The sequence below is a fragment of the Psychrobacter sp. H29 genome (assembly GCF_059073055.1).
In genome coordinates this window covers 1,429,330-1,450,718 of the sequence record NZ_JCACRY010000001.1, presented here as the reverse complement: position 1 = coordinate 1,450,718, position 21,389 = coordinate 1,429,330, and the positions used below count along the sequence as shown (strand labels likewise).

The following is a 21,389-nucleotide window of genomic DNA, read 5'->3' as shown; positions in this document are numbered from 1 at the left end:
AATTTGTCGCCATCGCAAACTTTTGACACATGTTTTTGTATTTAACGGTTGCCAAACGTCAGCTGCTGACGTATTCGCTACAGTTGGGTAATAATTTAACGAATATATGTATGGCATGGTGCGCGATTCTTACGCAAATGATCTGAGACTACCCCTGTTTTTTGTTGCAGTAATAGCGACACTGATTGGCGCTATTAGGTGTTTACGTCTATAATGTAGGATTAAATTTTTGGTTAATAAACCGACTTTTAGCAAAAAGCAGTTTTTAGCAAAAAGCAATTTAATCCGCTATGTAGTTAATCCATAAGGTGCGATATGTCAGAAGACCAAACAATGAGTGCAGAAGAGTTTCAAAACCAATACTTTAACGATGAGTCTGAGGGCTTAGACGGCGAGATGGAGTATAATTTAGAGACTGGACTTCTTGGTGAGCACGATGAATTTGCTAACCTACAAGCAGAGCTGAATGAAGCGCGTGAGCAACTGGTAAGTATCCGCGACTTTATTCGTTTTTCGGTCACGCAGTTGCGTAACTATGATGTGGTTGTCGCGCAAGGCACTACAGATGAGTTTGCAGAAGCCTCAGCCATCGTATTGCATTCGCTATCGTTGGACTGGTCAGCCAATGAGCAGATTTTAGACTGCCGTTTGACCACGTCAGAGAAGCAGGCAGTACTTGGGTTGTTAGAAGAGCGCATCGCTGAACGTAAGCCATTGAGCTATTTGATTAACTTGTCGTACTTCTGTGATTTGCCTTTTTATGTGGATGAACGTGTCCTTATCCCTCGCTCGCCAATCGCAGAGTTGATTCGCCAGCAGTTCCATCCATACTTTGATGTGACTGAACTTGCCAAGCCTCTAGGCGTTAGTCCAAATGAGCAGTCAGCGGTGTTTTATGACCATGGTTTAGACGTGAAGCAGTTGTCACAGCCTGAGCGTATCTTGGATCTGTGTACTGGTTCTGCTTGTATCGCCATTGCGCTTGCGACCCGTTTCGTCGATGCATTGGTTGATGCAGTCGATATCGATAAGGGCGCATTAGAAGTAGCCATGGTCAATGTCGATCATCATGACCTTGGACATCAAGTCAACGTAATTGAGTCAGATCTGTTTGCTAAGATACCTGCTGAGAACCAGTATGAGCTTATCGTCACCAATCCGCCATATGTCGATGCCGCTATCATGGCAGATTTGCCTCCTGAGTTTTTGTATGAGCCTGAGCACGCGCTAGCCGCAGGTCAAGATGGTTTGGACTTGGTGCATCGCATTTTATTTGAAGCGCCAGATTATCTGAGTCCAGAAGGATTGTTGATCTGTGAAGTGGGTGACAGCGAATGGGCACTAAAACAAGCTTATCCTGAAATCCAGTTCGATTGGTTAAAGTTCGCTCATGGCGGACATGGGGTGTTTGCCATCACTTATGATGAGCTGGTATCACATCGTCAACTGTTTGCCTCTTTTGTTCAACTATTGGACAGTATCCAATAGTCAGCCATTAAGTTGCATGGATATCGGTTGTATGAGTGAATGCGCTAAACAATAACAGCTGATATCCGTAACCGACATCTGTACTCGAGAATTATAAGCACTAATCATAAAAGATGGATCAAATAGTCATCAGTAACGTTTACTTGTTTAAGGATAGTTATGGCAGGCAATAGTATTGGGCAGGTTTTTACGGTTACCACTTGCGGTGAGTCACATGGCGCAGGCCTTATGGCGATTGTTGACGGTGTACCACCAGGTTTGGCGTTATCTGCAGAAGATTTGCAAGTAGACTTGGATCGCCGCAAGCCAGGATCGTCTAAGTATTCGACCCAGCGCCGCGAGTCTGATGAAGTTGAGATTATCTCCGGTGTATTCGAAGGCAAGACCACAGGTACGTCTATCGGTCTATTGATTCGTAACACCAATCAAAAATCAAAAGATTATAGCGACATCAAAGATACCTTCCGCCCTGGGCATGCTGATTATACTTATAGCATGAAATATGGCTTCCGTGATTATCGTGGCGGTGGTCGTTCATCTGCTCGTGAGACTGCCATGCGTGTGGCAGCGGGTGCTATTGCAAAGAAATACTTGCAAGAACGTCTGGGCGTACAAATTCGTGGTCACGTGACCCAAATCGGTAGTGAGCACAGTAATGTCCTAGACCCTAGCCGAATCGATTGGGCCTTCGTAAACAGCAATCCGTTCTTTTGTGCTGATAAAGAAGCGATTGGCCGTTTTGAGACTCTCATTGATAGTCTGCGCCGCGAAGGGACCAGTTGCGGTGCCCGTCTTGAAGTCATTGCAAGCGGTGTACCCGTAGGTTTGGGCGAACCAGTGTTCGATCGTTTAGATGCCGATATCGCGCATGCGATGATGAGTATTAATGCGGTCAAAGGGGTTGAGATTGGTGATGGTATGGACGTGGCAGGTCAATTCGGACATAGTGCTCGTGATGAGCTGACGCCAGATGGGTTTGCGGCCAATCATGCAGGTGGTATCTTGGGCGGTATCTCATCAGGGCAAGATATTCGTGTGAGTATTGCGCTAAAACCAACGTCTAGTATTACCACGGCTGGTAAGAGTATCAATACGCAAGGCGAGGCAGTCGATATGCTGACTAAAGGTCGCCATGACCCATGCGTTGGTGTACGTGCGACGCCCATCGCAGAGGCGATGCTAGCAATTGTAGTGCTCGATCACTATCTGCGTCACCGCGGTCAAAACGCGGACGTGAAACCACCAGTGCAATCAATCACCTAGTATTTCCGTCGTAGAGTAATCAGCCCTTTATCGCTTTCAGTATCCAATTACTAGAGGCGATAAAGGGCTTTTTTATGGCTCGTTATAATATTGATTATATCTAAATATAATAAACGTTTTGAACTGTCAAAGTATTAGGCTGCCAATTGATACGTATCAATAGCCACACATTGTTGATGCCGAAAGATCAGTAATAACCGCTGACTGGGAATTGCTAACCAGTGCCCAAAAGTAATGCTACTCAGCCCTTGGTTTGATAATATCTCTATACAATGATAACGGCTATGACCTACTAAATTTCTAATAGTAAGGCTGTCAGTGAGTAATTTTGCCATTTGATATCTTCTCCTAATTTGCTTTACGAATTTGGCTGTTCAACAGCCTATAGCGCTATCGTAAAATGAAGAGATAGAAATCATATGCAGTCATGATGTAAAATTGATGAACTGCCGTACATGTTTATTTTTAAGCCAATGGCAGGGTGATGCTAACGATAACGCCATAACGTTGCTTTTGATGGGTGCTGAGTTTACTAGCACTAGCTTTACTCTTGTCGGCATGGGTGTTGTTAATAGTGACTTGACCACCATGATGTTCGATGACTTGTTTTACCAAAGTCAGTCCAAGCCCCGTACCTTTTTTGAGCGTACTACCAGCGTTAGTAGCCGGTTTTGATTCAGCGGTTTGGTAAGAGGGTTGGCTCTGATGCGATAAGCTAAAATAACGCTCGAAAGCTTTTGCGATAGCGTATTCAGGCAGCAGCTTGCCATCATTAAATATATCGATAGTGACCTTCCGCGCTGTACTATACAAAGAAATCTCAACAATGCTGTCAGCAAAATGAATGGCATTATCTAGTACGTTCTGTAGCACTTGTATCAACCAAAACTCATCAGCGAACACGCTAGTAGACGCTAAGATATCTGCTGGCAAGTCTATACTGTCGGTCACTTGCTCATTATCAATATAGATATCAATAGGTTTAAGGTTCTGCCGCTGCTGTTTAGCTGTATTGTCTTTTATCAGGCTCTGCAATAATGGCAGTAGGGGTGTTGGCTGACGGTTGAGCTTAAAGGTAGGCTGCTCCACTTTAGCAAGTAATAGCAGTCGATCGATAAGCTGCTGCATTTTTATGCTTTGTTCACCTATTGTTTCGATGAGCATCTGCCGATCATCATGATCAAGGGCATTTCCATCCATGCCATCATCCTCTAATAGCTCACCACTGGCGCGTATCGCAGTCAGCGGGCTTTTAAGCTCGTGGGTCAACGTATGCACATAGTCAGTGACGTAAGCACGATTTTCCAAGCGATGTTTCATGGACTCGATTGTGTCTGTCAGGCTGTTTAGTTCATGACCGAGATAAAAGTAGGGCTTTTTGGTGTCTTCTGCCAGTGCACTAGTGTATTGGGTGACTAAGGTAATGCTTTGTTTGAGCCACCATGCTACTAGCCCTGCCAGAATGAGGGCTGCGATGCTCATAAATATCGCGGTGATGAGCATGCGATTACGCGTATCGTCTAAGTAGGGCAATATGCTGGCGACAGGCTTGCCGACACTGACTACGCCCATAATGTCACCAGATGCGTTTTTTATTGGTTGTGCCACATACATGACCGAACCATCACGTCGTTGGTAGTCTTTTAGCGTACTTCTTGCGCCGTACTGACCTCTTAGTGTGAGGTAGACGTCGTTCCAGCGTCCGTAATTCTGCCCTTCGTTATTATCAGGTTTGGGGAGCGAATCGTAAATGACCTTTCCGCTACTGTCTGTCACATATACTCGAAAGCTGGTATGGTTCTTGGTTTGGTAGATAGGACCCAGACTATCGTCAGTCGTTGACATAGCAACAAACGCAGCATCAAGCTGTGCCTGGTAAGCTTCATCATAAAGCTGACCTGTAGATAGAGGCACCTGTAGACTAGCAGCAAGTAATTTACTGGTATCTAGTAGGGTATCTTCAATGACTTGCTGTGCAGTAGGCTTGACGTAGCCGAATAACTGCGTAAAGGCAACCACACCGCAGACAATGAGTACCAAAGCGACCGCCAACCAAATTCTAAAGAAGATACTTAGATTGAGCAGTCGTTTGCGTTTAGGGACTTGCTGCGCAGTACCAATAGGGTGTAGTTTGGCATACCAATTGCTTTGATCATCGTCGATGTTGTGATCGCGATTGATGTCACTATTACTATCACTACGGTTATCGGCTTTTTGATTCATAGGTTCAAAGCCATTATCAAGCAGGACATAGTGCGTAACCCAGTCCGCGATGTGTGTGAATCACATCGATACTCGCATCGACGGTCGCCAACTGCTTACGAATCGACTTAACATGACTGTCAATCGTGCGCGCCAAGCGATGATCGGGATAGTCGCTTACTGCATTAAGCAGTTGCTCACGACTAAACACTTGGTTCGGTGCTTGTAATAATGACAGTAAGATTTTGCGTTCTGTATTACTAAGCTCAAGCTTTTGTCCTTGCCATCTCAATGAGTAATTAAGCGGCTGATAGTGCCAAACACCAGATTGATTTTCAAACGTCAGTGCCTGCCCAGTTAGGTTGATTGCGGGCGTGTTTTCAACTTTGTCATTAGTTGTATAAGATTCAGACTGCTGAACCAGTAACTGCTCACGTCGCCAGATAGCCTTTAAGCGTGCAACCAATTCGCGTGGGCTAAAGGGCTTGGCACAATAGTCATCACCGCCCATCTCCAACCCCAAAATACGATCGACCTCATCGCTACGCGCGGTCAAAAACACAATAGGTAAATCTTTTAGCGTATCGATATCAGTTGCATGGCGTATTTGCTGACATAGACTCAGACCATCACCATCTGGTAGACCGACATCCATAATAATCGCCGATAGGTCGCGAGCCTCATCACTATGCAGCATGGGTAACACACTACTGGCATTATCCAACCATGTCATATCCCAGCCTTCACGCTTGCAAGTCACTTTGAGTGACATGGCAATAGCAGGATCATCTTCTACCAGTAAAATATGGGTCATAGTCTCTATATCGTCTTATAAGCTTAGTAAATTATCGTAGCACAAAAGCGTGGGTTGCTCTGGCTGCCACGAGTTAAATGGTGTGAAAAGTTAATGGAAAAGGGGTGTGCTCAGTAAACCGTTTATGACGTTACTCCCTTAATGCATTCAACAAAAAAGGCCAGCTTAACGGATAAGCTGACCTTGATAATAAAGATTAAGCGTGATTGTCTATTAACAGACTAAGCTAAAACCTATTTAAGACCTTTACAGTTGGCATAATAGCTTACCGTAGCGGGCCAATCCGAAAAAATACCTTGGACACCAACGTCCTGCGCTAGGACGTCAATATAATTCATCATATCGCCATCATTGTTGATAGCATCACCAAGACCGCTATAGTACCAATCGCCACCATCGGTTAATGGCCCTGAACGCTCTATCGACCACGTAATAATATTGAGACCATTGGCTTTGGCTTGTTTTGCATATGCTGAGGGCAACAGTTTACCCTTACCATCGGTAGTGACTAATAGCCAAAGCGCTGGTGCAATAGTATTGATGCCGCGAGCCTTGATATCAGCCAATGAGTGCTTCCAAGTGGTTGCGTCATCTTTATCAAATATTTTATCGTTAGCGGTCTCGTTGCTGTCATCAATGAGGTAGACAGCATTAGCCCCGTAAGCTGGCTCTTTTTTGATCCAGTAATCAAGATCTTCTATATTGAATGACTGAGCAAAAACATCGCTTGCAGGTACGTTGGCAGCTTTATAAGTGTCTATCAGCTGTTGGCGATAGTCGTCTAAACGATAGCTATTAAACGGCATGGCTACTGCAGGCGCTTTTAACTCAGGCGTGTGCTTCATACCAAGCTTGCGCGCCAATGCGATATGCTCTTTTAACGTCATCACCTTGCCGTTTTGTGCATACAAATCTGTTCGCCACGGCGCGGTTGCATTCATATACTCGCTAATGCTGGTTGCTTCTTTGTTTGCAGCATCCATCTTACCCGTCAAGGTTTTAAACTCAGCACCGCTAATGTCTGAGGTTCGGCATTCGATACTATCAGCATTGGTAAGTTTGCCTTTAGCATCTAAGATGGGCGGTACCGTACATTGCTTGGCCAGCGGTGTGGTCAAAATATTAGTAGTGGTGTGCAAATCGTTTTGGGCGTGACGACAGACAAGCTCCCCATCATTGGTAAACGCCACATCACATTCCAAGATGCCAGCACCCATCTGTGCCGAAGCCACATAACTGTCATAAGTATGCTCAGGTAGCTGTAATGGCGCTCCTCGATGTGCAATAGAGAAGTCTGTCTTACTAGGCGTTTGCGATTTGCACGCCAATAGCTCTTCTTTTAGTGGTCCTTCGTCCATATCATTGATCAGATAAAACGGACGTACCCCATAAGTATACGCGAAAGGTGAAGACGACTGTGGTTGCAGTTGTGCAGTTGATGAAGATGCTTTTGATGTGAGAATTGAGTGGCTATCGGCAGTGCAACCTACTATCAATAATGAGCTGATCAGCGTTAAAGGTAAGGCAAGATTAATCTTATTAACCTTGGCCGGCGTCTGCTTACTCAGCTCAAGCGCTGATTTATTAGAAATTGTCATGTAAAATGTTCCTGCAAAATTATAAAAATCCCATCGGTTATATGGATAGGAATTAAAAAAATAACGTTTTGCTAAAAAGCACTAAAGTCAATGTATTCTTGTAAAAGCTTAACCGTGTAAGAATTTAGCATTAATGCGGACACTATTGTAAGCACATGTACTAAAGAATAGACAGTTAACAGTATTCAAGCTTGATAGTATTGAACCTATCGGTCTTAAGGTCATACGTGTCTTTTTATAGGGTTCACATTTTTGCTATGGTCTGTTTCATGCTGCACTATTGACCACACTCTCAAACTAACAGATGATATTGACCATCTAATGACACCCACATTATTTTGGCAAAAAATATAGAAATGCTTAGGGCATATCTCACTACATTATTAAGGATAACTATGAGTAACTATTTAGACGCAGTCGTCGTTGAACACAATCCCTCTCAAAAAAAGATAGATCGCGCAGTGATTTGGCTGCATGGCTTAGGTGCTAGCGGTCATGATTTTGAGCCAGTGGTACCGCAGCTTGGACTGGCTGATGATATGGCAGTACGTTTTATCTTTCCGCATGCACCCAAACGCCCAGTCACGGTAAATGGCGGCATGGTGATGCCAGCATGGTACGACATCATAGAGATGAGTCTAGAGCGTAAAGTAGATGTGGCTCAGATTGAAGAGTCTGCTCAGCAGATACAAGATTTGATTAGCCGTGAGATGGAGCGCGGTGTACTAGCAGAGCATATCGTTATTGCAGGGTTTTCGCAGGGCGGGGCAGTGGCATATCATGTGGCACTTGGCTATCCAGAACGTTTGGCTGGCTTGATGACACTTTCTACCTACTTAGCAACCAACGACAATATCGAGTATAGTGCTGCCAATAAAGACATGCCCATTTTGATTGAGCATGGTTCTCATGATCCAGTCGTGCCTGTCATCCTAGGTGAGCAAGCGAAGCAGTTATTATCGGCAAAAGACTATAATGTCTCTTATAATGCGTATCCGATGGCACATCAAGTCTGCATGCCGCAGATTCAAAATATCGGTAGATGGTTAAATACGGTTTTGGCTTAGTCTACTAAGCTGTAACGTAATGTAATGCAAGTCTACTATAGGTTGAAAACTTGCCTGATATTCCTATATAATAAGCGACCTTATTGGGGATGTTCTGGCTTCGACGCTGGTGATGAAACTCAATGATGCATGTCGAGAGTGTATGTCCTCTCGTTAATCAAACATATATTGTTATAGTCGCAAACGACGAAACTTACGCTCTAGCAGCATAAACCCTGCTTACTTAGTTGCTGATCACCTACAGTTGGTTAACTAAGTTGAAGCGTCCGCATGTAGGCTCGCCACAAGGGATTGTCTCAATCGCTTGGGTTCAAAAGTAGAGAATCGTCCAATCCATCCTGACTGTCGGATCGGTGCGGATTAAATTTAAAGACAGAAACTAAACATGTAGATTCATGAGCGTAATGCTGGCGGACGCGGGTTCAACTCCCGCCATCTCCACCAAACATTGATAAAGGGCTGACCGTCATAGACTGTCAGCCCTTTATTTTGCCTGTCTTTTAGGTTTTAATTTCTATCTCGTCCTATGATGCTCTATATAGAATGTTGGTCTTACTAGTAGTACAGGATATTATAAATCTGCTCAATATTAACAAAAATAGTTCGACCCTCCCACGCCATCCAGTCATCAAATCGCATAGTTTCTGGTCTAATAAATCCTGTCAGTTGTACCATTTTAATCAACGAAATCTCTATCTTAAGTAATGAGATTTGCGCTCTAATACGGCCATTCAAAACTTCTGAGTCTAAAAAATATATTGCAGAAAGTGAATTTATAGGTAAAGTAGAGACTCAACGGGTCATATTTTAAGGATTAGAGATGATTATCGAACTACAAGGAAGTAGGTTGACACAAGCGATCCTAGAACGCAGCGATACTGGCGTATGGTGTGCTGTGAGCAATGTTAATGACGATCATGCGATGGCAACTATCGATAATGGGTATTACGAATTATTGGTCACTATCGTATCTTTTGAACAAGATAAGTTTGTCTGCGATCAAGGCAATTTATGGCGCTATGCTGTACCGATTAAAAAAGTTGAGCTTACTCAGGATGAAGTAGGACTGTAAGCAGTTATTGTCTAAGACAGTTGGATCTTATGGGTCTGAGCATCAGCATTTATAGTTATTCAACGATGCGCTTGGACTACTATAGTCGCTTCTTTAGCGGTTAACTAGACGTCATGATGTTTATGTAGAATAACAATGGCACGCATGAAACAGTTAGGATATCGGAACTCTAAGATATATTCAGGTGGCTGCTCCTATTATCCCAATTGTTTAACTGAACAATCATATTCATCGTAGGAGTCATCATTATGGATAGGGGAGTTGTAGGAAGCGAGTTGACCCGTTCAATGCTTAAGAATGGTCACCAAGAAGTATGGTGTGCAGTGAGCGACATAAGCGATGAAGATGCGTTAGATGACCAAGCGGATAACGATTTTACAGCTTGTATTGTAAATTTTGAAGAGGGACAGTTTTATTGTAATGCTGATAGGACGTGGCTTTATGCTGTGCCAATCGAGATAAGTGAACTGACACAAGATGAAGCTGGTTTCTGAGTAATAGACATAAGTCAGATAGTTGTTGATGAGAGTCGTTTGTAGTGATATATTTTTCGATTATATTGCGCAACTATTGAGGGTGTTATGATGAAATTGTGGTCAGCGTTTATTGTATCGTTATTACTCATGGCACCCGCCATGCAGGCGAATGCTCAGAATAAGCCATGCTCTGGTAAAATGGGCGGTGTGTCTCATTGCGAAGGTGGCAAGTTCGTGTGTAAGAATGGCAAAATTAGCCAGTCGAAGAGAGTATGTAATGGCTAATAACGCAAACACATTTCGGCATCGTCTGTTACCTTTGTAATTAAAAAAATAGCTATAGCGCCCGGCTCAAAAGTATGTCGCACCATACTTAATTTTGATGGCATTATAAGTTGAGCACTCATTTACTGTCTTTGCTAATGACTACTAAATATCAAAAATCCGATCACTTAAGGTGGTCGGATTTTTTGTTTTACTATTACTTGTTGAAAGCGTTAACAGCAGGGGGGCTTATAAATCTCTGTTAGAGAAGTCAGAAGTAAAAGACATGATCCTAACAATTGAGCACTAGATGCTTGGTAGTAGGCTTTTGTTATCTAATCAGCTCATAATATTCGCTTGTCATCATCCATAATTCTGATTATTCTTAGTTGTGGCCTAATTTTAGCATCAGAAGATGTACTCATAAGAGTAAGGTGACATTAAAACAACTACAGGGAATGTACTATGTTAGGAAAAATGATGTATCAGCCATTGCTGATCAGCGGTCTTATCGAACACGCCGCGCGCTACCATGGCGATACGGCGGTTTTGTCCAAAGAAGTAGATGGTCAGATGACTCATACCAATTGGCAGAGTATTTCGGATAACTCAAAACGACTGGCTAATGCCTTATCTGCCCTTGGACTCAAGTCTTCAGAGCGCCTTGCCACACTAGCGTGGAATAACCATCGTCATCTAGAGGCGTGGTATGCCATTTCAGGCAGTGGGATGGTTTGTCATACCATCAATCCACGCTTATTCCCTGAGCAGCTAAGCTACATTATCAATGATGCTGATGACCGTGTACTTTTCTTTGATGTTACCTTTTTGCCACTCATTATGGCAATTAAAGAGGATATCAAAGGTATTGAACACTTTATTTGTCTGAGTGATCGAGATGATGATGTTGTCGCAAAGCTACCGAATGTATTATTCTTTGATGAGTTATTAGCAGATCACTCTCCTGACTTTGAGTGGCCTCAGTTCGATGAGTCTACTGCCAGCTCGTTGTGCTACACCTCAGGTACGACAGGCAACCCTAAAGGGATATTGTATACCCATCGATCGTCCGTACTTCATGCGATGGCGCTGTGTATGCCTGATGTCTCAGCGCTATCTGCTCAAGATGTCTTGCTACCTGTAGTACCTATGTTCCATGTCAATGCGTGGGGCACTCCTTATGCTGCTGCATTAACTGGTTGTTCCTTGATGCTTCCAGGTCCCAATCTTGATGGCGACAGCCTAGTTTCTCTCATTGACGATTATCACGTGACTGTCGCTTTGGGCGTCCCAACAATTTGGCAAAGTCTATTGACCGCTGCTAAAGCCAGAGAAAGTAAGCTAGACAGCATGACACGTACTATCGTTGGCGGCGCTGCCTGTCCACCATCAGTAATCAAAACCTTTAGAGAGGATTTTAACTGCGATGCGGTACATGGCTGGGGTATGACGGAAACAAGTCCACTCGGAACAATGAATCAAATCAAAGCTAAGCATAAATCGCTGAGTAAGGATGAGATTAACGAATTACGTAATTCTCAAGGTCGTCCACCCTATGGCGTACAGTTACGCCTCATAGATACTGATGAGCCGCTCAAAAGAGTTAAAGAAGATGGTGTCTCTCAAGGTCGCCTACAAATCAAAGGTCACTGGATCATCAACGACTACTATACGGAAAACCCTGATGCGATAACGGAAGATGGCTGGTTTGACACTGGTGATATTGCAACCATTGATGCTGACGGCTATATGAATATTCGTGACCGATCAAAAGACTTGATCAAATCTGGCGGAGAATGGATATCTTCAGTAGAACTTGAAAACATTGCAGTGGCACATCCACAGATAAAAATGGCAGCCGCAATTGCTGCAAAACACAAAAAATGGGGCGAGCGTCCAGTATTAATTGTGGTCAAAGAAGAAAGTGCAGAACTCGAAGAGGCACAAGTGCTGAGTTTTTATGAAGACAAGATTGCTAGCTGGCAAATACCTGACAAAGTTATTTTTACAGAAAGTATTTTGCTCAATGGCGCTGGAAAAATGGTGAAAAAAGACTTACGTGACGACTATGGTGATGCACTACTAGAGATGTGATAGTGGTCTCTTATACCATGATATCAGTATAACTTTAAAAGTCTCAAGTATGACATGACATAGGTTTTGCTGAGCGTAGTGGTGCAAGTGAAAATATTTAAAACGCTTTTTGAATATCTTGGCTTGTGCCACGACTCTAGTTATTATGGCAATTGCACGTGGAGTATTGATATATAGAGCTTTTAAATAAAGTTCTATATATCAGGACAGTATAGAACGCCAGATACAACAAAGCCCCTGATATCAGGGGCTTTAGCTGTTCTATAAGATAGTATAGGACTATGTAATGGTACCCGGAGCCGGACTTGAACCGGCACGCTATTGCTAGCGAGGGATTTTAAATCCCTTGTGTCTACCAATTTCACCACCCGGGCAAAACTTGTGTTATCTAATATGTAAACCAGCTGATAGACCATCTGGTTACTAGATAAGTGGTCGCTATTATAATCGGTTGGGATAATAATGCAAGCCAAAATTAACGTAAAGTTAATAAATAATTGGAGGCTGGAGTCGGAATCGAACCGGCGTTAACGGAGTTGCAGTCCGCTGCATGACCACTCTGCCATCCAGCCAATCAAGGTGGACTATATTAGCAAAAATATGCCAAATTACAAGTCATTTTTCATGCAAACAAAGGTTATTTTTGATTAATATGGATTTACCCTTTATTTTCAATTGGTTGAGTTGCTATTGATTTAGTTGTGATTAAATAATAAAAGGACAAAGGAGTGTTAAACATCAAATCTTAACCTGATGAGCGATCTCTTTATCATTACTTGTGGTCTTTTTGGTGTTGCTTGTATCTGTGGGTGATCAGACCCGTGAGTAGTAAGTGACTCGGTTGTTACGCAAAAATCCCGCTAACCCAAGACCATAACGTTCAGCGACACGTACGGCGGTACTGGTCGGTGCTGACATGCCAATGAGCCAAGGTATGTGGCTTCGAATAGATTTTTGCACCAATTCAATCGATAGGCGTGAGGTCATGAGTACGCAATCAACCGCTACTTTTTGTCGCAATTGCCAACCGATTAATTTGTCGAGCGCATTGTGGCGTCCCACATCCTCAAACAAGTATAACTGCCCATTGTATATCGTTGCTGCTGCGTGCACAGCGCCTGTTAGTTGATGTGTGTGCTGTGCGGCATCCACTTGCTGACGTAGTCCTAATAGATAGTCAAGGCTTGGCACAGCTGCCTTAGAGCCATGTATGTTTGCTTGTGAGTAGTGGCTCAAGTCGGGTAATGCCTGTATCAGGCCAGTGATACCGCACATACCGCAGCCTGTACGCCCTGCTAATTGCCGCTTCTGAGCTTGGATACGTTGATGGCAACGCTGGCTTAAGACCAGCTCTACGACATAGATATCATAATCTTGAAATTGTTGTAAGCTTTGCTCCAATGATGATTGTTCGAAATTCTCATCTCTTGAAGCCTGAGCAAACTTTTGGTAGCTATCAATATCCATAAGATGAGTTACTTCCCAGTCGAGTAACTCGTGACTGTGCTGGATCAATCCTTCACTAAATAAGAAGCCAACAGCCAGGTACTCTAGCTGATAAGGGCTAGCCATCAGTACCGCATAATGAATCCCATTGATAATAATTGAAACCGCTGCTTCTATGGCCAAACTGGTGGTCTGAGATTCGATATAAGCTTGAGCAGTATGGTCCTCACTATTAAGTCCGTCATTATCTGATGAGTAATAATGCTTATGCGCTACATGGTTGCGAGCAAGCAGCATCTCAGACGCTGCAGTATCTTCAGATAAATCTGTCGTAACCACATTAGTTCCAGCTGTATCATTCATCATATCGGTGGTGCTAGGTAACTCATTTTGCTCAACGCTATCTTCAGTTATCATAGTCATTTACGCAGGCTCAGCTATTCCAGCACCTGCATTGACGCGCTCCAAAATAACGGTCGTCGACTTGTACGCTGGAATATGAGAGTCTGGCGCATGTGTGTCCAAATCAAACAGATCGTTGCATTCAGGATAGTAAGCGGCAACGGCGTTGGAGGCAATATCCATCTCCGTTAATATCAGTGGACCTAGTATGCGTGGTTGTCCTGAACTGTCTTTAGCACGTTGGCGAGTCACCATAATATGGTCACCTTTTTGCCAACCTAAGCGGCTTATCTCATCTGGATGCATAAACAGTACATCGCGGCGATTGGTTTGGCGATAGCGGTCTTTAAAACCGAATATCATAGTATTAAATTGGTCATGACTACGGACACTGGTCAATTGCCAAACCTTTTGCGTCACCTTTTGTATTGTATTATCTTCATCAATGCTTTGCGCATCTTCCATTTGGGCTGCAACATACGTAATAGGGTATTGTGGTACTTCAAACTGCGCTTTGCCGCTCTCAGTATTCCATACGCGGTGACGCGCCGCATGATACAAATGAAAACCGCGTTCCGAATGGCGAATGCGCTGGTTGAAGTTTTCAAAACCGTTAATAGCTTGGGCAATATAGTCGCGAATAAGGTTAAAATCTTCACTCATCGCAAGCCAAGGAATAGACGAGTCAGCACCGAGCACATGTACCGCCATATCTGCCACAATTTGTGCTTCAGATTTTAAAGTGTCGCTCACGGGTTTTAGCTTGCCTTGAGTTGGAACGATTTGGCACATTGAGTCTTCGATCGTGGCAAACTGCTCACCTTTTGTCGTCGTAATGCGCTCAGTACGACCTAGGCACGGCAAAATTATATTATTTGCACCTGGATATAACATCGTCTCATTAAGCTTAGTGCCGACAAATATATTGAGCTGAGTAGTGGTTAATGCTTGTTCTATAGCGCTCGTATCAGGGGCTGCTACCGCGTAATTACCGCCCATACCCATAAAGACTTTTAATTGACCCGCGATAAGCGCTTTGGCACCTGTGACGACGTCGTAGCCATGCTCTTGCGGCATAGGGCGCTCAAAGACACGTTCAAGATTGTCCAGTAGGCTCTTGCTAGGGCGCTCGTGGATACCCATGGTGCGATCGCCCTGTACGTTGGAGTGACCACGAACGGGAGAGGCGCCTGCACCATCAATACCGATCATACCCATCAGTAGCAGCAAATTGGTAATCATTGCGACATTGTCATCGCCTTGCACATGCTGGGTGATGCCCATGCCCCAAGTACAAATTGTCGCTGGGCTATCAGCAACCAACTTAGCGAGATTAACAATATCTGTTTGAGTGATACCGCATCCAAGCGTGATATCTTCCCAAGTTTGCGCTGTTAGCCATTGTTTTAGCGGTTCAAAACCTGAGGTATGAGTGGTGATAAAGTCATGGTTGATTCTATCGTTTTCAATCAGCCATTTGGCAATGCCCGTCAATAGCGCGGCATCCCCGCCGATTTGAATCTGAATGACATCATCAACCATGTCAGCACTTTGACCAGCTGCCATATGCGTTGGTTTTTGCGGATTTCTAAATTTATTTAAACCTTGCTCACGCATCGGATTGATTGAGATGATTCGGCACCCTTGCTCATGTGCGTATGCAAGCATCTCCAGCATACGTGGATGGTTTGTTGCTGGGTTTTGCCCAAACATCAAAATAAGCTTGGCTTGCTCAAAGTCTTCTAGCATGACCGTCGCTTTACCAATACCTAACTGTTTGCTGAGCATGACCGATGTGGGCTCATGACACATATTGGAGCAATCAGGTAAATTATTGGTACCAAAACAGCGTACAAATAACTGATATAAAAAGGCTGGCTCGTTGGTCACGCGCCCTGATGTGTAAAATAGGGCTTCATCGGGTGAATCAAGCTGTCCTAGTTGTTCAGCGATCAAGCTATAAGCCGTTTCCCAAGGAATAGGGACGTAGCGATCTTGCGCGGTATCATAATAGACAGGCTCTGATAAACGACCACTATGCTCAAGCTCGTAGCCAGACCATCCCTGTAACTCAGTGACGGTATGCTTCGCAAAAAACTCTGAGTCTGCTTTGTGCGTCATGGTCTCACTAGCAATGACCTTGATACCGTTTTCACAAACATCGATGGCTTTATGCGATTTATGATCAGGCCATGCACAGCCTGGACAGTCAAACCCGCCTTGAGGTTGGTTGCTTTTGAGTACGCTAAGACCGCCTCGCAAAAACGTCTGATAGTCCATCAGTTTTTGAGTCGATGAGATCAGCGCAGGCCAACCAGCAGCAGGGTGGGAATAAATAGGAATTTTGCGCATGACAGACCTCATAGATAGATGACAATAGCGAAGCATGGATAGACAACAACTATATAATGGTCAATAGAAACTTCATATGAGTATTAACTATAGATAACAAAAAACCTTCAAGAAAAATCAATTCTCTTGAAGGTTTCAGGAAGCGTTAAAACAGTTATATCCGTTACTTAAAATTTATAAGTTGAGAAGTTTTAGCTTAAAATCAGACTGTCGTCTTCGACCTTTTCGCCGCGTGTTTGCTCAAACATATCTAGTAGGTCGTGTACGGTCATACCTTTACGAATATCTCCAGACACATCTAAGACCACTTGCCCTTGGTGCAGCATCACGGTGCGTGTTCCATGTGCCAAGGCTTGCTGCATAGAATGCGTCACCATCATGGTGGTGAGTTTGTTGTCGGTGACGATTTTATCTGTCAATTCTAAAACAAAAGCGGCGGTTTTTGGATCGAGGGCTGCTGTATGCTCATCAAGCAATAAAATCTTAGAGGGCTGCAATGATGCCATAAGCAAACTTACGGCTTGACGTTGACCACCAGAGAGCAGTCCCATGCGGTCTGTCAGACGATTCTCTAGACCTAATTTCAATACTGATAACTTTTCTCGGAACAAGTCACGGTTGTCTTGGTTAAGTGCAAACTTTAAACCGCGTTTGCCGCCGCGCTTATAAGCCAATGCCATGTTTTCTTCAATGGTCAGAGCTTCACAAGTACCAGCCATCGGATCCTGAAAAACACGTGCAACCCAGTGCGCGCGTTGATGGGCGGATTTTTTGGTAACATCAATGCCATTGAGCAAGATTGAGCCACTATCGACGCGCGTTGTACCGCTTACTGCGTTCAAAAAGGTAGATTTACCTGCGCCATTGGTACCAATGACAGTGACGAACTCACCATCAGCGATATTCAAACTGATACCACGTAGGGCAGGGTTTTCGATAGGTGTGCCTGGATTAAAGGTCAGCTGTAAATCGGTGGCTTGCATCATAATCGTTATTCCTTATTGTCTCTTCAAGCATTGCAAGTGCTGTTAATACTTGCTTTAACTGTCATTAGGCGCGAACCTTTCGTGATAAAAACTTCGTTTTCGCTTTTGGCAATACCAAGGCTAGTACCACGAGTAGTGCAGTAATCAAGTTCAAATCCTGCGGACCAAAACCGATACTACGTAAGGTATCGCTCGATAGCGCCACCTGAATGAACAGCTTGTACAATACCGCACCGACCACAACGGCAAAGGTAATCAGCCAAATACGCTTGGCAGGAATGATGGTCTCACCAATGATGACCGCTGCTAGACCGATAACGATGGTACCGATACCAATTGAGATATCTGCACCACCCTGAGTCTGGACAAACAGTGCACCTGCTAGGGCAATCAAACCGTTAGAAATTGCCATACCGATGATGGTCATCCATGAGGTATTGATGCCTTGCGCCTGTGCCATTCTTAAGTTTGAGCCAGTAGCGCGCATCGATAACCCAGTTTCGGTGCTATAAAACCAGTTTAAAAATAACATCGCGAGCGCCACGACGACACCGATAATCAGACAGCGCATCCAATAACCATTGCCATCAGTCACCAAGCTACTAAATACCGTCGTCTCACCAAGCAAGGGTAGGTTTGGCGCACCCATAATACGTAGGTTGACAGAATATAGAGCGACCATCACCAAGATACTAGCGAGCAGTTGCAGGATACCGAGCTTGACGTGCAGCCATGCGGTGACGATACCAGCGACTGACCCTGCTAACATACCAAAAGCACAGGCGATCCACGGGTTGATACCAGCGACGATAGAGATGCCAGCGACGGCGCCGCCTAACGGAAAACTACCGTCAGCGGTCAAATCAGGAAAGTCGAGCGTACGAAATGAAATCAGCACACCGAGTGCGACTAGGCCATAAATCAGACCACTTTCAAGCGCACCAAAAAAAGCAATTAAAGACATAAGAGATCAGTAAGTCATAACCAAGTGTCTAGCGTATGGTATCAAGATAGGTAAGTGGCAATGGCCAAAACCCTCTACATGCTAAACAGCTAAGCGGTGAATTTAACAGATTAAGCAATCTGCGGTTAGGGTAAACCAAAACAGGTCACGATTAACAACGATCATAAGTTACCTTGGTTTAAAGCTCTGATTCAAGCGACAGCAATATTCGATGCGGTAAAGTGTATTTTACGCAACAAGTACCAGATAAGCCACAAGCTAAATACCGCAATATACGAAACAAGCTCATTGAAATAGGCGTTACTGAAACAAGAAGCCCAGCCTACTGATTCATAGCTGGGTTTCTTGTCTAACATTTAACATCGAAGCATAAGATAGACGATCAATTAATGAGCGTTACGGCTATCTTATAACGGCTGCTGCTCTGAGCCAAATATAAAGGTGCGTTATTCTACCACTTCTTTTGCTTTATCGATAACCGCTTGTGACAAAGTAATGCCTTCTTCTTTGGCATGTTTTGGGCTGACATATAGATTAAGCGCTTGCGGGGTATAAACAGGGATAGCGCCTGCTTTTTCACCGTTTAAGATACGCACAACGATTTTGCCCGTTTCACGGCCAAGCTCATAGTAATCTACGCCTAATGCCGCAACCGCACCGCGCTCAACTGAGCTGGTATCCGATGCGATAAGTGGGATTTTGCTTTCTCTTGCGATTTGATAGAGTGACTCGTACGCGGACACCACATTGTTATCAGTCGACGTATAGATCATATCGACCTTGCCTTCAAGACTACGGGCTGCCATCGCAATATCATTACTACGCTGTGCTGGCGCTTCGAGTACATTGATACCTAGCGGCGTTAGTTTCTCTTTTAGGTTCTTTAGGATAATAGTCGAGTTGACCTCGCCTGGGCTATAGACATAACCGACGTTCTTTAACTCTGGAATGATTTGACGCATTAACTCGATTTGTGGCTCATATGGTAGGGCGTCTGATGCGCCTGTGACATTGGTACCAGAACCATCTAGAGTAGGTACGAGCTTGGCCGCTACTGGGTCAGTCACAGCAGAGAATACTAGTGGAATGCTGCTAGTAGAAGCGGCAACAGACTGTGCAGATGGTGTGGCGATGGCAACGATAACATCTGGTGCATCAGCGACGAATTGCTTGGCAATCTGTCCTGCAGTCGCCGTATTACCCTGCGCGCTTTGGAAGTTAACCGTTAGGTTTTCGCCGTCCTTGAATCCTGCTTCGTTCAGTTCATCAATGACCCCTTTACGCACATCATCAAGCGCTGGGTGTTCGACGATAGCAGTGATAGCGACTGTCTTCATCGCTACCGTATCACCGCCTACTGCACCATCAATAGTATCTGGATCATCTGTGGGTGACTGATTACAGCCTGTCAAGATAGCGGTGCAGACGCCGCCTAATAAGATAGCTTTGCCAAAATTAAAACGACCAAAACGATTTTGAGACAACATGGGTTTTACTCCTAAAATAATAGTGTGTCCATACACTATATAAATAATGAATGTGCTAATGGATAGCTGAATACTTTTTATTTGGTATCAGTATCAACATTGATGGCATTTTTTAACAAGTCTGCCGGCAAGTTGGCACCTTGTGTTTTAGCGTGCTTAGGACTGACATACAAGGTCAGATCGTTCATGACTTCAGGTTCGATAGTATTGACGGCTTCACCGTTTAATACACGATATACCATTTTGCCTGTGGTACGTCCAAAGTCATAATCGTTGACACCCAAAGCAGCGGTGGCGCCGCGTTTCACACTGAATTCATCAGATGCGATAATCGGTAGCTTTAGCTCATTTGCTGCTTGCGTCATTGCTTCAAAGGCAGATGCAACGTTGTTGTCAAATGAGGTATAAATAATATCTGCACGTCCCTGCAAACTACGTGTTGCCATACCGATATCGGTTGGGCGGTTGGCAGGAATATCTAATAACGACAGACCTCGTGCTGGCAAGGCTTGTTTGAGACTCTCTCGCAATGATACTGAATTGGCTTCGCCTGGACTGTAGACATAGCCTATCGTTTTTAGGTCAGGCTTTATCTGCTGCAACAAATCTAACTGCGGCTCTAGCGGGAGCTGACTTGATAGTCCGGTCAAATTGCTTTGAAAAGGCTTGCCATCTTCGGTGATGAGCTTGGCACCTAGTGGGTCTGATACCGCGGTATAGATAATAGGAATCGTGGTGGTCGCCGCTACAATCGACTGAGCTGATGGTGTAGAGATTGCCACGATGGCATCTGGATTGTCTCCTGCAAACTGCTTGGCAATCTGTCCGGCTGTCGCTGTATTACCTTGCGCACTTTGAAAATTAACCGTTAGGTTTTGACCTTCGACATAACCATTATCTGCCAATTCATCAATAATACCGCGGCGCATATCATCTAATGAGGGGTGCTCAACAATTTGGGTAATGGCAATGGATTTGGCGGGTTTGTCTGTAGCGCTACTATTTTCAGTTGTCGCTGCAGTATCAGTAGAGGAGTTTGAGCAGCCGATGAGGCTAAGTGTGCTAACAGCACTAAGAGCAACGCCATATAGGCTCAAGCGTAGAGTAGAAGCAATAGTCATTATTAGATTAACTCATAGGTTATATCAATCACAAAAGTCAAATGAGTGCTATCAGAGTGGTCGTGACTACTTGTAGTAGTGCTCAAACCATCTGTCAGGCTCTTTTTTTGATTGTTGAAAAAGGATATTGGAGAATGCAGATTAGTCGAGTCAATGCTACGTCGATAACAAGATAGCCGGCTAACCATTAAATACAGTAATCGTTCCATCGATTATTATGTTTATATTATGACAGCAATGTAAGTTATCGCAATAAAAAATTAAAGCGCATTCGTCATAGGAGTAATAGGTAA

Annotated in this window: 17 protein-coding genes, 2 tRNA genes and 1 other RNA gene; 8 read left to right on the top strand and 12 right to left on the bottom strand. The window is 44.1% G+C overall.

Annotated elements, in window-relative coordinates:
- Positions 1-315: 315 nt before the first annotated feature.
- On the top strand, positions 316-1,488 hold the full coding sequence (prmB, locus tag AC5JP1_RS05685; RefSeq protein ID WP_493843480.1) for a 50S ribosomal protein L3 N(5)-glutamine methyltransferase: 1,173 nt from the start codon (positions 316-318) through the stop codon (positions 1,486-1,488).
- Between the two features lie 159 nt (positions 1,489-1,647).
- The gene (aroC, locus tag AC5JP1_RS05680) at positions 1,648-2,751 is read left to right on the top strand and encodes a chorismate synthase (RefSeq protein ID WP_493843479.1); all 1,104 of its coding nucleotides are present in this window, start codon (positions 1,648-1,650) and stop codon (positions 2,749-2,751) included.
- A 134-nt stretch (positions 2,752-2,885) separates the two neighbouring features.
- Here aroC and AC5JP1_RS05675 read toward each other — a convergent pair whose 3' ends face one another.
- The 4 genes from AC5JP1_RS05675 to AC5JP1_RS05660 form a co-directional block, all read right to left on the bottom strand.
- Complete coding sequence (locus AC5JP1_RS05675) at positions 2,886-3,086, bottom strand: hypothetical protein (protein WP_493843478.1); 201 nt, start codon at positions 3,084-3,086, stop codon at positions 2,886-2,888.
- Positions 3,087-3,216: 130 nt separating this feature from the next.
- Positions 3,217-4,974 (bottom strand): two-component system sensor histidine kinase CreC, encoded by a 1,758-nt coding sequence (gene creC / locus AC5JP1_RS05670; RefSeq protein ID WP_493843477.1) that lies wholly within the window; start codon positions 4,972-4,974, stop codon positions 3,217-3,219.
- A gap of 16 nt (positions 4,975-4,990) precedes the next feature.
- Complete coding sequence (locus AC5JP1_RS05665) at positions 4,991-5,767, bottom strand: response regulator (RefSeq protein WP_493843476.1); 777 nt, start codon at positions 5,765-5,767, stop codon at positions 4,991-4,993.
- Between the two features lie 233 nt (positions 5,768-6,000).
- On the bottom strand, positions 6,001-7,365 hold the full coding sequence (locus tag AC5JP1_RS05660; RefSeq protein ID WP_493843475.1) for a glycerophosphodiester phosphodiesterase family protein: 1,365 nt from the start codon (positions 7,363-7,365) through the stop codon (positions 6,001-6,003).
- A gap of 395 nt (positions 7,366-7,760) precedes the next feature.
- Between AC5JP1_RS05660 and AC5JP1_RS05655 the strand changes: the two genes are divergently transcribed.
- From AC5JP1_RS05655 to AC5JP1_RS05630, 6 genes are all read left to right on the top strand, one after another.
- On the top strand, positions 7,761-8,432 hold the full coding sequence (locus AC5JP1_RS05655; RefSeq protein WP_493843474.1) for an alpha/beta hydrolase: 672 nt from the start codon (positions 7,761-7,763) through the stop codon (positions 8,430-8,432).
- A gap of 85 nt (positions 8,433-8,517) precedes the next feature.
- Positions 8,518-8,876: a transfer-messenger RNA gene (gene ssrA, locus AC5JP1_RS05650) on the top strand.
- Positions 8,877-9,252: 376 nt separating this feature from the next.
- Positions 9,253-9,504, top strand: a complete 252-nt coding sequence (locus tag AC5JP1_RS05645; protein ID WP_443524461.1) for a hypothetical protein — start codon at positions 9,253-9,255, stop codon at positions 9,502-9,504.
- 248 nt (positions 9,505-9,752) lie between these two features.
- Complete coding sequence (locus tag AC5JP1_RS05640) at positions 9,753-9,998, top strand: hypothetical protein (RefSeq protein ID WP_443524460.1); 246 nt, start codon at positions 9,753-9,755, stop codon at positions 9,996-9,998.
- A gap of 90 nt (positions 9,999-10,088) precedes the next feature.
- Positions 10,089-10,265 carry a YdcA family protein gene (locus AC5JP1_RS05635; RefSeq protein WP_493843473.1) on the top strand — a complete coding sequence of 59 codons (177 nt, stop codon included), beginning with the start codon at positions 10,089-10,091 and terminating at the stop codon, positions 10,263-10,265.
- 444 nt (positions 10,266-10,709) lie between these two features.
- Positions 10,710-12,338, top strand: coding sequence for a long-chain-fatty-acid--CoA ligase (locus tag AC5JP1_RS05630; RefSeq protein WP_493843472.1), 1,629 nt, complete (start codon positions 10,710-10,712; stop codon positions 12,336-12,338).
- 287 nt (positions 12,339-12,625) lie between these two features.
- Here AC5JP1_RS05630 and AC5JP1_RS05625 read toward each other — a convergent pair.
- From AC5JP1_RS05625 to AC5JP1_RS05590, 8 genes are all read right to left on the bottom strand, one after another.
- A tRNA-Leu gene (locus tag AC5JP1_RS05625) sits at positions 12,626-12,712 on the bottom strand.
- 124 nt (positions 12,713-12,836) lie between these two features.
- Positions 12,837-12,910 (bottom strand) — tRNA-Cys (locus AC5JP1_RS05620).
- 241 nt (positions 12,911-13,151) lie between these two features.
- Positions 13,152-14,081, bottom strand: coding sequence for a formate dehydrogenase accessory sulfurtransferase FdhD (locus tag AC5JP1_RS05615; RefSeq protein ID WP_493844439.1), 930 nt, complete (start codon positions 14,079-14,081; stop codon positions 13,152-13,154).
- Between the two features lie 126 nt (positions 14,082-14,207).
- Entirely contained in the window at positions 14,208-16,538 is a 2,331-nt protein-coding gene (locus tag AC5JP1_RS05610) for an FdhF/YdeP family oxidoreductase (protein ID WP_493843471.1), read from the bottom strand.
- Positions 16,539-16,729: 191 nt separating this feature from the next.
- Positions 16,730-17,524: an ABC transporter ATP-binding protein gene (locus tag AC5JP1_RS05605; protein ID WP_443524455.1), complete on the bottom strand. Its 795-nt coding sequence runs from the start codon at positions 17,522-17,524 to the stop codon at positions 16,730-16,732.
- 64 nt (positions 17,525-17,588) lie between these two features.
- Complete coding sequence (locus AC5JP1_RS05600) at positions 17,589-18,488, bottom strand: ABC transporter permease (RefSeq protein WP_102094941.1); 900 nt, start codon at positions 18,486-18,488, stop codon at positions 17,589-17,591.
- Between the two features lie 446 nt (positions 18,489-18,934).
- Complete coding sequence (locus tag AC5JP1_RS05595) at positions 18,935-19,975, bottom strand: ABC transporter substrate-binding protein (protein ID WP_493843470.1); 1,041 nt, start codon at positions 19,973-19,975, stop codon at positions 18,935-18,937.
- Between the two features lie 77 nt (positions 19,976-20,052).
- Positions 20,053-21,096: an ABC transporter substrate-binding protein gene (locus tag AC5JP1_RS05590; RefSeq protein ID WP_319050156.1), complete on the bottom strand. Its 1,044-nt coding sequence runs from the start codon at positions 21,094-21,096 to the stop codon at positions 20,053-20,055.
- Positions 21,097-21,389: the final 293 nt, after the last annotated feature.